Source organism: Rhizobium sp. B230/85, assembly GCF_019355735.1.
GTDB lineage: Bacteria > Pseudomonadota > Alphaproteobacteria > Rhizobiales > Rhizobiaceae > Rhizobium > Rhizobium rhododendri.
Genome location: NZ_CP072156.1, coordinates 744,479 through 757,598 on the forward strand (window position 1 = coordinate 744,479; position 13,120 = coordinate 757,598).

Genomic DNA, 13,120 nt, shown 5'->3' on the forward strand with positions numbered 1-13,120 from the left:
CCGAGGACAGCCCGATCATGATCCGCACTACCGTTTCCGCCTTCGAGGTACCGTCCGAAGAGCAGCGTCAGCACTTTCTGACACTGCAGAAGACGCCGGCAGTTTGCGAGGCGACGATCGCATCGCTGCCCTGCATGAACGCTGCGCGCACCGGCGGAAAGAGCCCGGCTGCGCCATTGGCTTTTCCGTTTACGGTCGCGGCATGGAACATGGAGCGCTGCCTCTTCCCGCAGGCCTCCGCCGAGAAACTGAAGGCGCTGGGGGCACCGCTGGTCCTGTTATCGGAGATGGACGATGGCATGGCTCGCACCGCGCAGGCCGATCCGACTGCGCTGATTGCGACCGAACTCGGCATGGCCTATGCCTACGGTCTCGAATTTCTGGAACTCAGTCTCGGTTCCGAGATCGAGCGCTCCTATTGCACCGACAGCACCAACGCGAGAGGCTTTCACGGCAACGCAATCCTGGGTGCCACGCCGCTTCGGGATGTTTTCGTCTTTCGGCTGCCCGGGAAATCGCTCTGGTTTTCCGATGCGAAGGAGCAGCCGCGTATCGGCGAGCGCTGCGCAGTCGGCGCGACGATCGATACGGAGGTCGGGCCCTTCGTCGCCGTTTCGGTTCATCTCGAAAGTGTCGGAGACGGTGCCTATCGCGAACGCCAGGTGGCGGCGCTGATCGATGCCGTCGAGGCCTATGCGCCTGGCCTGCCGATCCTCATCGGCGGCGACCTGAACACCGGCAACCACACTGGCGGTAACTTCGAGACCGACACGCTGTTTGCCATGGCAGCGGCCCGTGGCTTCGAGCGCCATGGCGGCCCGCTCGACCAGGCCAGCACCCGGCCAAGCCTCATCACCCGTTTTCCCGACCGGGCTATGAAACTCGACTGGTTCCTCAGCCGCGGTCTTGCAATATCCGGCAGCCGGCTGGTGACGTCGCTCGATGCTGACGGCAAGCCGCTTTCCGACCACGACATCATCGCCTGTGACATATCAGGTTTTCTCTGGAGCTGCCGATGAGGCGGACGCTGAGACGGATGCGTGGTCCGACGGCTGCCTGATTAGCCGTTGCCTTCGAAAGCCCGCCGACTTACATCTGTCGGGAAATCGAGCAAGGAATAGCGATAGTGACGATCAGGAATGTGGCGGTCCAGATGGACCACGTGTCGGGCATCAACATTGCAGGCGACAGCACCTTCGCCATGAGCCTCGAGGCGCAGGCGCGCGGCTACAAGCTGTTCCACTACACGCCGGAGCGCATGAGCATGCGCGACGGCAAGGTCTACGCAACAGCGGAGCCGATGGTGCTGCGCGACATCAAGGGCGACCATTTCGACCTCGGCGCGCCCGAGCGCATCGATCTCTCGACGATGGACGTGGTGCTGCTGCGCCAGGATCCGCCCTTCGACATGGGTTATATCACCTCCACACACATGCTGGAGCGCATCCATCCGAAGACCCTCGTGGTCAACGATCCCGCCTGGGTCCGCAATTCGCCGGAAAAAATCTTCGTCACCGAATTCGAAGATCTGATGCCGAAGACGCTGATCACCCGCGATGCCGATGAAATCCGGCGCTTCCGCGAAGAAATGGGCGACATTATCTTGAAACCGCTCTACGGAAACGGCGGCGCCGGCGTCTTCCACTCGACCCGCGACGACCGCAACCTGTCTTCGCTGCTGGAAATGTTCGGCCAGTTGTTCCGCGAGCCCTTCATCGCCCAGCAATATCTGCCTGATGTCCGCAAGGGCGACAAGCGCATCATCCTCGTCGACGGTGAGCCGGTGGGCGCCATCAACCGTGTGCCTGCCGAGCACGACAGCCGCTCCAACATGCATGCCGGCGGCCGCGCCGAGGCGACCGATCTGACCAGGCGCGAAGAAGAGATCTGCGCCCGCATCGGCCCGGCCCTGAAAGCCCGCGGCTTCCTGCTCGTCGGCATCGACGTCATCGGCGACTACATGACGGAGATCAACGTCACCTCGCCGACCGGCATTCGTGAGGTCAAGCGTTTCGGCGGTGCCGATATCGCCAGCCTCCTCTGGGACGCCATCGAGCGCAAGCGCGCTTAAAACACGCCCGGCTTTCAATCGCCAGCCGTAATATGTTCTGCCCCCACAACCCGCTGCAACCTGACTGCAGCGGGAGGCTGTGCTTGTTCATTAATTGTTCTTGTTTCATTCCGTCTTCTATGCCAGATTGCATTTAGCCTGCTGCAATCGCTGCGGGTCTTTACGAAAAGACTGCGGCATAGGGGATTGCGCATGATAGCGCGGGTCAGCACGGTTGCATTTCAGGGCATAGAAGGGATTCCGGTCGAGGTCCAGGTGATGATCGCGCCGGGCAAGATCGGCATCAACATTGTCGGGCTGCCGGACAAGGCGGTTGCAGAGAGCCGCGAGCGCGTTCAGGCGGCCCTGCATGCCTCGGGCTTGGCGCTGCCGCCGAAAAAGGTGACGGTCAACCTTGCTCCGGCGGATTTGCCAAAAGAGGGGTCGCATTTCGATCTGGCCATCGCGCTCGGTCTGATGGCGGCACTGGGAGCCATTCCCGGCGATGCGCTGGCGGACTTCATGGTGATCGGCGAGCTCAATCTCGACGGCACGATTGCGGCGGTATCCGGGGCATTGCCGGCGGCTATCAGCGCCAATGCCATGGGCAAGGGGCTGATCTGCCCTGCCGACAGCGGCCCGGAGGCGGCGTGGGCGGGCGCCGACATCGAACTGCTGGCGCCCCGCAGCCTCATTGCCCTCGCCAATCATTTTCGCGGTACGCAGATCCTGTCGCGCCCCGAACCTGCCATCCGCGCCGCCCCGGCCAATCTCGGCGACCTTGCCGAGATCAAGGGGCAGGAGAGCGCCAAGCGTGCTCTCGAGGTGGTGGCTGCCGGCGGCCATAACTTGCTCATAGTGAATACAAAAGACCCATCATTTTTCTATAGGTCGGCCCAATGTTTTCCAAGCGGTGTCTTGCCCTCTACCGCGTGGGGGGTACGAACATCCAATCGAAAGACCGCAAGTCAGCAGCGCGGTCCCAATGGAGGGCGCATATCCTCCCGAAGGCGTTCGCCTCAAAGAACACAGAGCCAAAGGATAATTCAATTTCGAGGCGGCGTGTTTTGATGAGCATTTGCTAGTCCCCGTGCGACACCTGCATGATTGCGGTGGTCACACGCTGCTAAGTGCTTCGCGGTTCAAGGGCAAGTGAAAATACCGTTGTAAATCAAATATTTAGTTGCACTACTGCAAGCTTCCCACTATCGGGAATATCATGCGCAGTTGGGAGTGCGGTCAGAGGGTCAGAGCGGCGTACCTCAAGCCTAGCTCGCTTTTTTTGTTCAGGCCTCCCCGCCGACGGTCAAATTGTGACAGCCACTGCAGAGCTACTCGGCAATCGATACGCAACTCAAAAGTATATCGATAATTGCCTGAGCCTTCGCCTTCTCAGCGGATAGTCGATCCACCCTGCGCGTCATCATTTCAACGACCTTCAAGATCAATTCGTCATCCGTCGGGTTACTGGTGCTGACAGCCTCCGCGGCGGCAATCGATACCTGGGCAGTCTTGATTACTGGCATCACAACCCGACTGATCCAGTTAAGTAATGGCTTTGCCTCTGGGCTGCTTGAACGCCTAAGTATTTTGTACAGGCTGTCTTTCGAGATAAGTGTAGCTGATTGAGATTTCGAGTTTGAGAACAACTCTGGATCAGACTTACGAAACACCGGCTTTTTTTTGATGGGCCCGTGTCCCAGAAGCCAACGACCGGAGCCGGAACCTGTAGGCAAACCCAGCGCTGCGCATAGGTCGCCTGCGATGAACCACGGTTCACTGTCGATCATCATAGTTCTTATCTCGTGGCCTTTGAAGCCGAAGACCGACGTCTCGTTGTTCATGCAACTGTCTTTCGCGCCAAATGGGAGGAGGGAGATGATTGTTGTCGAGATGAGATAGTGAAGGCGGGGCCACCTGAGCCCCACCCTCGATATCGTCAGTCTTCAGAGAGACCGTGTTGTTGTCTGCGATCCACCTTGGGCTGCATCGGCCCGTGATCAATGCGTTGAAGTTGCGACGTGCTAAATCATCTGACGACTAGGCCATTGCGGCCCCTCACCAACCTCTTAACGGGCTTGTCATCTGCCGTAGGCGTGGGGCGCTTGATACCATCTCCAGCATACCCAGGCTTCGCTGATGCTGCCTTTGCGGCAAGCGTAGCGGCGGCACGGGCCTTAGCCTTCTGAAGTCGGTCGCTCAGTGTGTCGGCAGCGTCGGCGGCGTCGGTAGCCTCTGTGGTGGCTGGTTGTGCGGGTGCGGGTTTTGGTGCTGCACCGGGCCGTTTGATGCCGTCACCAGCGTAGCCTGATGCCGTCACCGGGGTTGCGGTAGGTGTTGGTCGCTTGACGCCGTCTCCGGCATAGCCAGCCTTCGATGGGACTGGTGTCGCAGCCTTGCTAGTCTTGCTTTCTGTGGTTGACGAGGTGGCACTCGGGGCGACGGAAGGTTTACGGTCTGAAGGCCGGGGCGTTGGCATAGGACCCATCTTGGGTGTCTTGGCTGCGCTGTTGACCTCGGACTTCAGCTTTGTAGTGTAGGACTTGCCGTTGAAGGTGAAGGTCTTCGCGCCAGAATTGCGGGCGGCTCTGAATGCATTGCCAAAGTTGGACATGGTATCTCTTTCGATTTTGGGATTGCGAAGTGGGGCGAAGGCGCGACGAGTTGTCCGCTCAGGCCCCTTGGCTAGAACGTTGAAGTTGGGTTGGAGATGGTGATGGTTGTGGCCTCGCTACGGGCCGTTTTGATCGAGATTGACATCGTTGGGGATGCTTCCGCGTTGCTTCCCGTGGAAAAGCGCCCACCGAACTTGAGGCACAGCTTTCTCCATCGCCGTGGCAAGCTGCTCGATAGTTCTGAAGTTGCCGGTAGCCAGCAGGCCCTGTATTTCTAGAATGCGTGCTGCGAGGGTCCTTTCTCTTGCTATGGCTGCATTCAGCTGGCGGTCTGCAGCGTTATGGACGACGTCGGCGCGGCGGTTGGCCTTGGTGGGTGTCTGCTTAGTGGCCTCCTCCTTCATCATCTTGCGGAGGTCGGCAGCTCGCTTTGTCAATAGTTGTAGCTCTGTTGGCATCGGTCTCCTTTAGTCGCGTCTTCCGGGGTTCGAGGGTATGCTCATCGTGATTTCAGGCGATATTCCGTATTCCCAGCTAGTAAGAAAGGAATAGGGAATAGGGTTGTGAGTGTAGCGGAGGGGCTAGAGCCTCCCCCGCAGTGCCACCCGAGGTATCCCTAAAAGTCGTTGGCGGCTTCCTTGGTTACTAAGGTGTCCTCTTGTTCCGCCGGGTCCTGAGCCCCACCAGACAGCGAGCGTGCATTGATGAACAGTCTGTCGATCTCATCCTGCTTCGCCGTGTTAAGAATGACGCAACGCTTCAGTGCCTTCGACACAGAGCCCTGAGACATGCCGAGCGCCTTCGCCACTTGAAGCTGATTGACGAACTTCAGTGACTTCACGGCATTTAGAACGCGCTCGTCGTTGCTACCCGTGTCGTCCTGAACGTCCCATCCGGCCTCCCTGAGGGTCCACACTCGCGGCCTGATGCTGTCGTTCCCCCGGCCTCGGAACTTGCCGAACTGCGTGATGAACGATGCTTCCCCGGGTTTTTCCACGGGAGGCCTTTCGAGACCCAACTTGACTTCGAAGGTTGCCTCAAGTGCCGTCGAGCCACGAGCATCCTTGCCGGACTTGTTGGCGTGGTGGACGACAATGGCGGTCTTTCCCGCCTGCTTCATCATCAGCAAGAACCCCATGATGGACCTGAAAGCCGTGGCGTCGTTTTCGTCTGCGAGGCCGTCAGCACAGGTGGTGAGATTGTCGATGATGATGACCTCCGCCCCACTGTTTTCCATCTCAGCAAGAATACGCTCCTGAGACGCGGCGTCGGTAATGTCGTAGAACTGAGCGCGAGGGTCTTGGAATTGGCGCGGCATCAGCAGAAGGTTCGCCCCCATTGCCTGTCGATCCAAGCCATCAACCGCGCCGCTGCCTATGAGGTGATTGATACGCTCTTGTAGGTCTTGCACGTTCATCTCGCCGTCGAGGATCAACACCTTGCGCGGCTTAGGGGCTGCCCATTCCCACACACGGCCACCCCCGGCCATCGCTAGTGCCAAGGAAAGGGTAAGCCATGTTTTCCCCACTCCAGTCGCGGCCCAGATCAAGGCGCTCTCACCTGTCCGCAGCCAAGGGTCGATAGCAAACTCCCTTGGTGGAAAGTTCCTCTGGAGCAACTGTGCTGCCGTGATGCCCTTCAATGGGGGCTTCGGTACGCCCTCGGAAACCAGTGCCCCACTCATGCTGCACCTCCGGTCAACTCTGGTCCAAGGATGGCGTCCCGCTCTGCACGGACCTTGCTTCTGGCTGCATCAAGGGCCTTTGCCTTCCGTCTGGCGATCTCCGCCCCGTAGGACACCAGTTTGGTGGCATCGATAATCGACCAGAGTGCCTCAGTCGTCCTCGGTGGGACCTCCTTGAAGGTGCTGCGGGTCATGGTATTGCCAGACCACTTGTAGACCGCCTCGCGTGGGTTGAGGCGTAGCAGCATGCGCACGGTCTGGAACCGGAAACCGTCGTCATGTTTCCAGTGGCGCTTGTCGTCCTCGTACCAGAAGCCCATGGCCATCACCAGTTTCACGATGGTGACGCTATCGACCTCCTCAGACAACGAGACGATTGCCCCGGATGCCTGGAGCCGCTGCACGTTGAACGGAACGCCCCGGTTTGCCGCCGCGATGTCGGCCTGTGCTGCTGCGACGGTGCGGTTCCAGATGTCATTCATGCTGTCGTGGGCGGTGTCTGCTGAAACGGTGTTCAGGTAGCTCTCGACTTCTCGAATGTAGGGTTTAATGTCGGTCTTCTTGACGCCAACCTGAAGGGGATGACCATGGCGGGCCTTGGCCCTCTTGTGGCGTTCGCATAGGGAGCTATAGCCATCGACCGGCTTGGTGCATCCGTCAGCCTTGCATGTTCTCATGTATATTTGGGTGCTCTTATGTTGGATTGGTCAAGGCGAGGAGCATGGCTCCCCGTTCATGCAGTACACGCTGCACGGCCACTCCGTACCGGGACCCTGAGGCACGGGGGCAGGACGTATTTGAGTAGTCTTATGTTCTAATGTGTGGTGCCCGTAGGCTCTATGCTGGTCTCGTAACGCTGGTGACGGCAGGTGCCGCTTTTGTGGAATGATGGTGATCTATGGGGCGCTGTGGTTCATCTTAGGGGGCTCGGGTTCCTCCCGGCCAATCCCTACACCGCTCTGTTCAACGTCCGGGCCACTGCCGTCCGCCTTGCCACTGCTTACGGCCTCGACCGTTCCAGATTTGGTGTCTTTGGTTCCGCTGTACGGGGCCGCTGTCCGCTTCCCCTGCGCCGTGGGTGTGTCCACAGACCTGTCAGGCGGGGTCCATATGACGGCACAATATGTACCCGTCAACAAGGAAATTCAACGAAATCATGCACTTGGTAGACACGTAGGATTGTAGTTCTGGTGTGGCGTGAGGAGGTTCAAGGGGTTGAGTAGAGCTTGGGAAAAACAATTGTCGCAGAATGGGATAATCTTTTTTGGGATTGAAACTTCGAGACGAGAGGGGTGATTGCCACTGCTTTGCGCTCGCTTGGAATTGCAGCGCGGCGCGAAAAATGTATGGCTGGTCACCTATAGACGGAAGGCGATAGGAAGCTGCTGAGGCCTTCAGGGAAAACGACGATTTTGTGAAGGTAGCTGATGGACTGCTATCGTTCCTCAAGCCTCGTCAATAGGCCAGACATGCTGGCTGTGGGTGATGACAGACGAAGCTTAATCCCAGGCTCAGCCAGCAATCGCCTTGTTGACAGCTCTCAGAGGGAAATAGAGTGGTATGATCAGCGAGAGAGCGACCCAATCACTGTCTGTATAGTATACAATTGGGATGCAGAATACCATGTACACCACAGTCCATAGCACTGCCCACTTGGCCTTCTTCACGTTTTCTTTTCGTGAGGAAGCTCGATCTGATTTCAATTCATGCACCTGTTGCAATTGAACGCATTAATTTCGAAAACCATACAACCCGCTTCATTTCCCGTCTATCCCAATTCAGTCCACCAGAAGGTAGGCGTGGGTTGAAGCCGCTGGGTTGCTATAGCAGGCCCTCCCTAATCCTCTTGGCCACCTTAGCCACCGTCATGCGACTAACGCCCGTCAAGGTCTGCACGTCGGTCCAGCTCTTGCCACCCTTCAGCAACTCCGCGACGTGGGCGTTTCGTCGGGTGTCCTCAGCCTTGTCCCTGAAGTTGACGGCCTTCTCAGCGGGGTCTGCACATGATCTTGGCGATGCCTTGAGCCTGCCTCTTGCGCCTGTTCTAAGCCATGGCTCAATCGCTAACTCCGCTCTGGGTATCTCTTCTCTAGCAATTCCCCTGCTCTGATCCTCTTCGTGGCGGTTTTTTTTAAGGTGTCTGTCCTCGGGCTGTTCAATCATAGATGACGAGAAACACGTCCCCGACATCTCAGCTAAATCTGCGCATGGAAATGCACACGGCAGCGCTCAAGCCGGTCTTCCCCGTGAGGAGCAGGTTCGACAGACGAGCGCTAGCGTGTGGATTTCGGAGCAGAATTAAGAGATGTGTCGGCGGTCGGGGATCAAAACCTGCTTGGTAGTGCTATTGGTGGACCAATTCCCACGAGGAAGGAAACGCCAGACGTTAAGCCTCGTTATCTCAAGCCACCAAGAGCTTATGCCTTAGCCGGGGTAAGGTAGGTGACAAACGCCGAGCAGACGCCGAGCATGAATAGAGCATCCTGCTCGGTGACGTTACTATCTCCCTTGTCAAGCAGGGGGTGCCGGATACCTTGCTCGTCTGAGCTATAGCCATAGAGATTGAGCAGCGCCTGCCTGAAGGAGCCGTGGAGGTTACGGTCAGCCGCAATCTGGGAAACAGCGGTAGCGAACTTCGACTGACCGGTAAGGTTTCTTACGAAAGCCTCAACGCTGTGTATGCTCTCCCTCACGCTGTCCGCGAAATGGCCTTGAGATACGTGGGACGCAGCATCTAGAAGGTGTTTTCGTGCTCCTGGCTGCATTGCATTTTCCAAGGTTCCAAGCGCCTGCCGGAAGGTTGCAGCTTCTTCTTCGCTAGAAACTGGCATAATCGTATCGCCATCTACTAATCGATAGGCACAGCGCGTCTCTACTAGCACGCGTTCTACAGCTTCGCCGATATTGGTGCGCCCATTGTCAGCCCTCACTAGCCACTCAGTGAAACCTAAGGTTTCGCCATATGTGGCCTCCTCCCGAAAATAGAATTTCCACGATAGCAGTACATCCTTAGGCGTATCCTTGAATTCGTCGATGTAACCGTTCTGCTCCGTGACGAAGTGCCTCTTAGCAATTGCTGCCAGCTGATCTCCTAGATAATGGCCCCCGTAATCGCCTCGGAAGCTGCAAGCTTCGATGAAGTCGGCGACTACGAACCATAGTCCGGCCTTAACGGCTCGGTCCACCTCACCGAGTGCAAGTTGCCTTGGTAGTTCGACAAGACCCTCACGCTGTTCGAAAGATAATTGGGTGATGGACATAGCCGCTTTCTCCTGCTTGTTCGCATCAAATAGCACGGCGTCTTTGTCGGCAGCAAAAAAATGCGATTATCCGACGCACTTTGGTATTCTACCATGCGGCTTTCCGGCGTTTCTTGCCTTCGATACGCATATCTTCGGCTCGTTTCCATGAGGCAACCTGCTCTGCGGCCTTGGCGGGATCGGCACGGATACGGATGACTGTCTGTCTCACCAGACCCGTCTGCCTAGCGATCTCGCTGTTGCTGGTCTCCATACCCGCTAACCGCATGACCTCGTCCAACTGCTTGGCATCAAAGGTCGGCTTGCGGCCTAAGAACTTCTCTGGTTCCTTGGCCTGTGCGTGGGCTATCCCTGCCGTTTGGGCATCCTTGGTGGCCTCTAGCTGAGCCTGGGCCATACCTGCCATGAAGGTCATCATAGCATCTCTGAGGGCCATTCCCATGGGATCGGTGCGAGATCCATCGAACTCCATGTCGTTGATCATGGTCTTGACGATGATACCTTGCCGCATGAATGCCCTGAGGTTGTCGTTCACGTCGTTGTAGTCACGACCAAGCCGGTCAATCCACCGGACCACCAGCGTGTCACCACGGCGAAGGATATCGAACAAGCGCTTGCCTTCCTTACGGTCCTTCAGGGGCAGCGTCCCCGAAACGCCTTCGTCCACCACGATAGCATCGAAGGTATATCCCTTGGCCTCCGCGGTGATCTGCTGGTGGGCTACGGTTTGGTCAGTAGTCGATACACGGGCATAAAGAACGGTCTTGGTCATCACTCTTCCTGTCCATAAGGGCTATGTAAACGAAACTAGGGTGTCCACAAAGTCAAGTCAACCCTAGTGGACAGAAAAAGGCCACAGAATGTGAGTGTCCACTATCCTATACCCTTGCGGACAGCTTACTTCACCGGCTTTATGCGGCAGCAGCTAATCGTCTGCTAGCATAATGTATCTACAAGAGCTTGGAAGGTACTGCCACGCTACGCTCAAATAGGTATCTAGCCGCCAAGATCGAGTTTCTTGGGACTTAGCGGGGTAACCCTCTCACAGCTGTAGTGTCGCGCCCCCCAAACCTTGATTTGGATGGGGCGAGAACATATCTTCCAGCCACCACCGGAGGATGTTGTTTGAACGAACGGATTGAAGTGCCGATTGCGAACTTAAGCAACATTGCGATCTTCCCCGAATATCCCGGGCAGGACGTACTTGAAGAAATCAGGCAGCACATCAGGGATACCAGCTGTCCCCATACGTGGCGAGGGCACTCGCATACCAAACCTCCTCCGGGCGGGACGCCACCACAATACTGTGATGAATATGATGTACCGGCTCCCGACAGGGTGGCGAAAATTGCGCCTTGTCCCTGCTGCAACCCATTTCATCGCCAATACAAGAAGAAAGGGAAAGTTGCTTGGTTCCCAGATGAGAGTGTCATCCGCCTCATCGGACCTGTGTGCTACGCTAAAATCAATCCGACTGGCCACGAGAGTGCGTTGATTGATCTCCGAAGGAACCTTCTGGTTAGGGAGCAGCTTGCTACTATCAAACTGCACGCTCCACACATCGAAAATCTCATTGCGGTGATTGATAGCCTGTCCCCTATCGCGAGCGCTCTCGATGCGCTCAAGACGAACCTCCACCAAGCCCTTGAGAATGACTTGGCTCTGTTCTGGTCTAGGACTGTAAGGGGAGGGGTACTCACCACTGAAGAAAGCAGGCAGGTTTCCATCCAGAAGTCCGATGGGACCTATGGGTCAAAACGCGAAACAACTATTGTCACTTTCGCTACAATCAGCGGGCATGCAATGATTGACCACTCGGGGCAGATATCTGCTGGGAAGAAGTTGTTGGCGCTCCGGTCAGGGCTGACTACCATAGCCAAACGTTTACAAGATGTGGGCGATCTTACAGAGCTGAGTGAAGCGGAACGAAGAACTTTCCATGAGAACCTACCAGCAGCGCGGAAACAGGTCAGCGCGGTACTGGAAGATGCCCGCCGCAGGCAGCTGTTCCTGACCTCTGATGCTCTCGATACCTTGGCGCGTTGGGGCAAGCATCAGAACCAACCCCGCCCCTTCAACATCCAACGTAAGACCGGCGTGATTGTTTTGACTTCCGGTGGCCAGAAGCAGCCGCCGCCTGTGATTGTTGACATCCCCTCCAATGCGTCAAACGCACTGCCTGACCTCCCTGTAATTGGAGAAATGTAGGATCGTTTGAACCTAAACACTGGAAGTTTCCACATGCCCCTAGTGGTTTCGACGGGGGGCACCGGGGGTTTGGCGCGTGATCCACTATCATTATGCCGCCTGAGAGATTTTCACCATGAAAATAGCCGGTTTCCACCAGCGCAACAATCGTCCCGCCTCGGGCCCCTGTGGTGGTAGAGCCGCCGCAACCTGAGGAAAGCGGTCCGGGCTTCTTGGGCGGGGTGGTGGCCATTCTCGGTGTCCGGGGGGCGACTTGTTCAAGCTCCCCGCCCGCAACCGCAAGTGATGACCTAGCGCGTCGGTAGATGGTCCTTCAGCTTCCACACGGCGCTTTCGACGTCGTTAATTCTATAGCCAGTCTTTTCAAGTTGGTTGGTCAGGGTGTGAAAGTGTTCGTCCAGAAGCTCTTTCGTCTGCCTCTGGATGTCCGTACGCATCCGAGCTGAACCGCATTGCGGATTTGAGTGATCGTGTGGATGCTCTGTCTATATAGACGGCAATATAGACGGTGCTTTCATGGACATCACAAGCGATCACTCGGGGCGTTTCAGCCGGATGGAGATTGTCGATAGCGGGCGTCGGCGGCGTTTCACGGATGAAGCGAAGCTGGCGATCGTGGCTGAGAGTTATGCTGGCCCGCGGCAGGTAACAGTTACGGCGCAGCGTCACGGGATCACGCGTTGGCAGTTGAATGCCTGGCGCAGGGCCGTGCGGGAAGGACGCCTTGTCCACCGCTCGACGAACGAGTTTGTTCCGGCGATTGTCGTTGCTGCCGAGCCTGTTTTTGCGAGCACGCCTCCTGCGGAAACTGTCGCGGTGCCGTCTCCCATCACCGACCGGGGTCGCATAGAGGTGGTGAGTGCGAACGGCCGGCGTGTGATCATGGGCCAGGATATCGATGTGGACGTTTTGCTACGGATCATGCGTGGTTTGGAGACATTGCGATGAATCCGTTTCCGATGGGGGCGGAGATCAAGGTGTGGCTGTCGACCGGACATACCGACATGCGGTGTGGCTTTCCATCCTTGGCCCTTCGGGTGCAGGAAGTTTTAAAGCATGATCCGCTGGGCGGTCATTTGTTCTGCTTCAGGGGCCGCCGCGGTGACCTGATAAAGTTGATCTGGCATGATGGCCAGGGCGCATGGCTGTTCACGAAAAAATTAGAACGCGGCCGGTTTATCTGGCCGAATGTGCAGGGTGGCGCGGTGGCGATCACACCGGCGCAGCTTTCCTATTTGCTCTCTGGAATTGACTGGCGAGCTCCTCAGGAAACTTGGCGTCCAACACGCGTTTGAGTTTCTTC

The 13,120-nt window shown here is 57.2% G+C and carries 13 protein-coding genes and 1 pseudogene; 6 read left to right on the forward strand and 8 right to left on the reverse strand.

The window, feature by feature from the left end:
* Nucleotides 1-17 precede the first annotated feature (17 nt).
* The 3 genes and pseudogenes from J5289_RS03540 to J5289_RS03550 form a co-directional block, all read left to right on the forward strand.
* On the forward strand, nt 18-1,019 hold the full coding sequence (locus J5289_RS03540; protein WP_209182537.1) for an endonuclease: 1,002 nt from the start codon (nt 18-20) through the stop codon (nt 1,017-1,019).
* A 104-nt stretch (nt 1,020-1,123) separates the two neighbouring features.
* Complete coding sequence (gene gshB / locus J5289_RS03545; protein WP_209182838.1) at nt 1,124-2,071, forward strand: glutathione synthase; 948 nt, start codon at nt 1,124-1,126, stop codon at nt 2,069-2,071.
* Nucleotides 2,072-2,263: 192 nt separating this feature from the next.
* Nucleotides 2,264-2,912: pseudogene (locus J5289_RS03550) on the forward strand (magnesium chelatase domain-containing protein); the annotation flags it as partial.
* A 469-nt stretch (nt 2,913-3,381) separates the two neighbouring features.
* Here J5289_RS03550 and J5289_RS03555 read toward each other — a convergent pair.
* The 8 genes from J5289_RS03555 to J5289_RS03590 all read right to left on the reverse strand — a co-directional run bounded on the left by J5289_RS03555 (nt 3,382) and on the right by J5289_RS03590 (nt 10,381).
* Nucleotides 3,382-3,894 (reverse strand): BRO family protein, encoded by a 513-nt coding sequence (locus J5289_RS03555; protein WP_209206812.1) that lies wholly within the window; start codon nt 3,892-3,894, stop codon nt 3,382-3,384.
* A gap of 185 nt (nt 3,895-4,079) precedes the next feature.
* Nucleotides 4,080-4,664 (reverse strand): hypothetical protein, encoded by a 585-nt coding sequence (locus tag J5289_RS03560; RefSeq protein ID WP_209206810.1) that lies wholly within the window; start codon nt 4,662-4,664, stop codon nt 4,080-4,082.
* Between the two features lie 117 nt (nt 4,665-4,781).
* Complete coding sequence (locus J5289_RS03565) at nt 4,782-5,123, reverse strand: hypothetical protein (protein WP_209206808.1); 342 nt, start codon at nt 5,121-5,123, stop codon at nt 4,782-4,784.
* A gap of 158 nt (nt 5,124-5,281) precedes the next feature.
* Complete coding sequence (locus J5289_RS03570) at nt 5,282-6,349, reverse strand: AAA family ATPase (protein WP_209206806.1); 1,068 nt, start codon at nt 6,347-6,349, stop codon at nt 5,282-5,284.
* Nucleotides 6,346-7,026 (reverse strand): hypothetical protein, encoded by a 681-nt coding sequence (locus J5289_RS03575; RefSeq protein WP_209206804.1) that lies wholly within the window; start codon nt 7,024-7,026, stop codon nt 6,346-6,348. Before J5289_RS03575 ends, J5289_RS03570 begins: the two co-directional genes overlap by 4 nt.
* Before the next feature lie 1,144 nt (nt 7,027-8,170).
* Nucleotides 8,171-8,512, reverse strand: coding sequence for a hypothetical protein (locus J5289_RS03580; protein ID WP_209206802.1), 342 nt, complete (start codon nt 8,510-8,512; stop codon nt 8,171-8,173).
* A gap of 254 nt (nt 8,513-8,766) precedes the next feature.
* Nucleotides 8,767-9,609, reverse strand: a complete 843-nt coding sequence (locus tag J5289_RS03585; protein WP_209206800.1) for an AbiJ-NTD4 domain-containing protein — start codon at nt 9,607-9,609, stop codon at nt 8,767-8,769.
* 88 nt (nt 9,610-9,697) lie between these two features.
* Nucleotides 9,698-10,381 carry a recombinase family protein gene (locus tag J5289_RS03590; RefSeq protein WP_209206798.1) on the reverse strand — a complete coding sequence of 228 codons (684 nt, stop codon included), beginning with the start codon at nt 10,379-10,381 and terminating at the stop codon, nt 9,698-9,700.
* Between the two features lie 353 nt (nt 10,382-10,734).
* Between J5289_RS03590 and J5289_RS03595 the strand changes: the two genes are divergently transcribed.
* The 3 genes from J5289_RS03595 (at nt 10,735) to tnpB (ending at nt 13,112) form a co-directional block, all read left to right on the forward strand.
* Nucleotides 10,735-11,817: a hypothetical protein gene (locus J5289_RS03595; RefSeq protein WP_209206797.1), complete on the forward strand. Its 1,083-nt coding sequence runs from the start codon at nt 10,735-10,737 to the stop codon at nt 11,815-11,817.
* A gap of 516 nt (nt 11,818-12,333) precedes the next feature.
* The gene (locus J5289_RS03600) at nt 12,334-12,765 is read left to right on the forward strand and encodes a transposase (RefSeq protein WP_142832636.1); all 432 of its coding nucleotides are present in this window, start codon (nt 12,334-12,336) and stop codon (nt 12,763-12,765) included.
* Complete coding sequence (tnpB, locus tag J5289_RS03605) at nt 12,762-13,112, forward strand: IS66 family insertion sequence element accessory protein TnpB (RefSeq protein ID WP_219276557.1); 351 nt, start codon at nt 12,762-12,764, stop codon at nt 13,110-13,112. Before J5289_RS03600 ends, tnpB begins: the two co-directional genes overlap by 4 nt.
* Nucleotides 13,113-13,120: the final 8 nt, after the last annotated feature.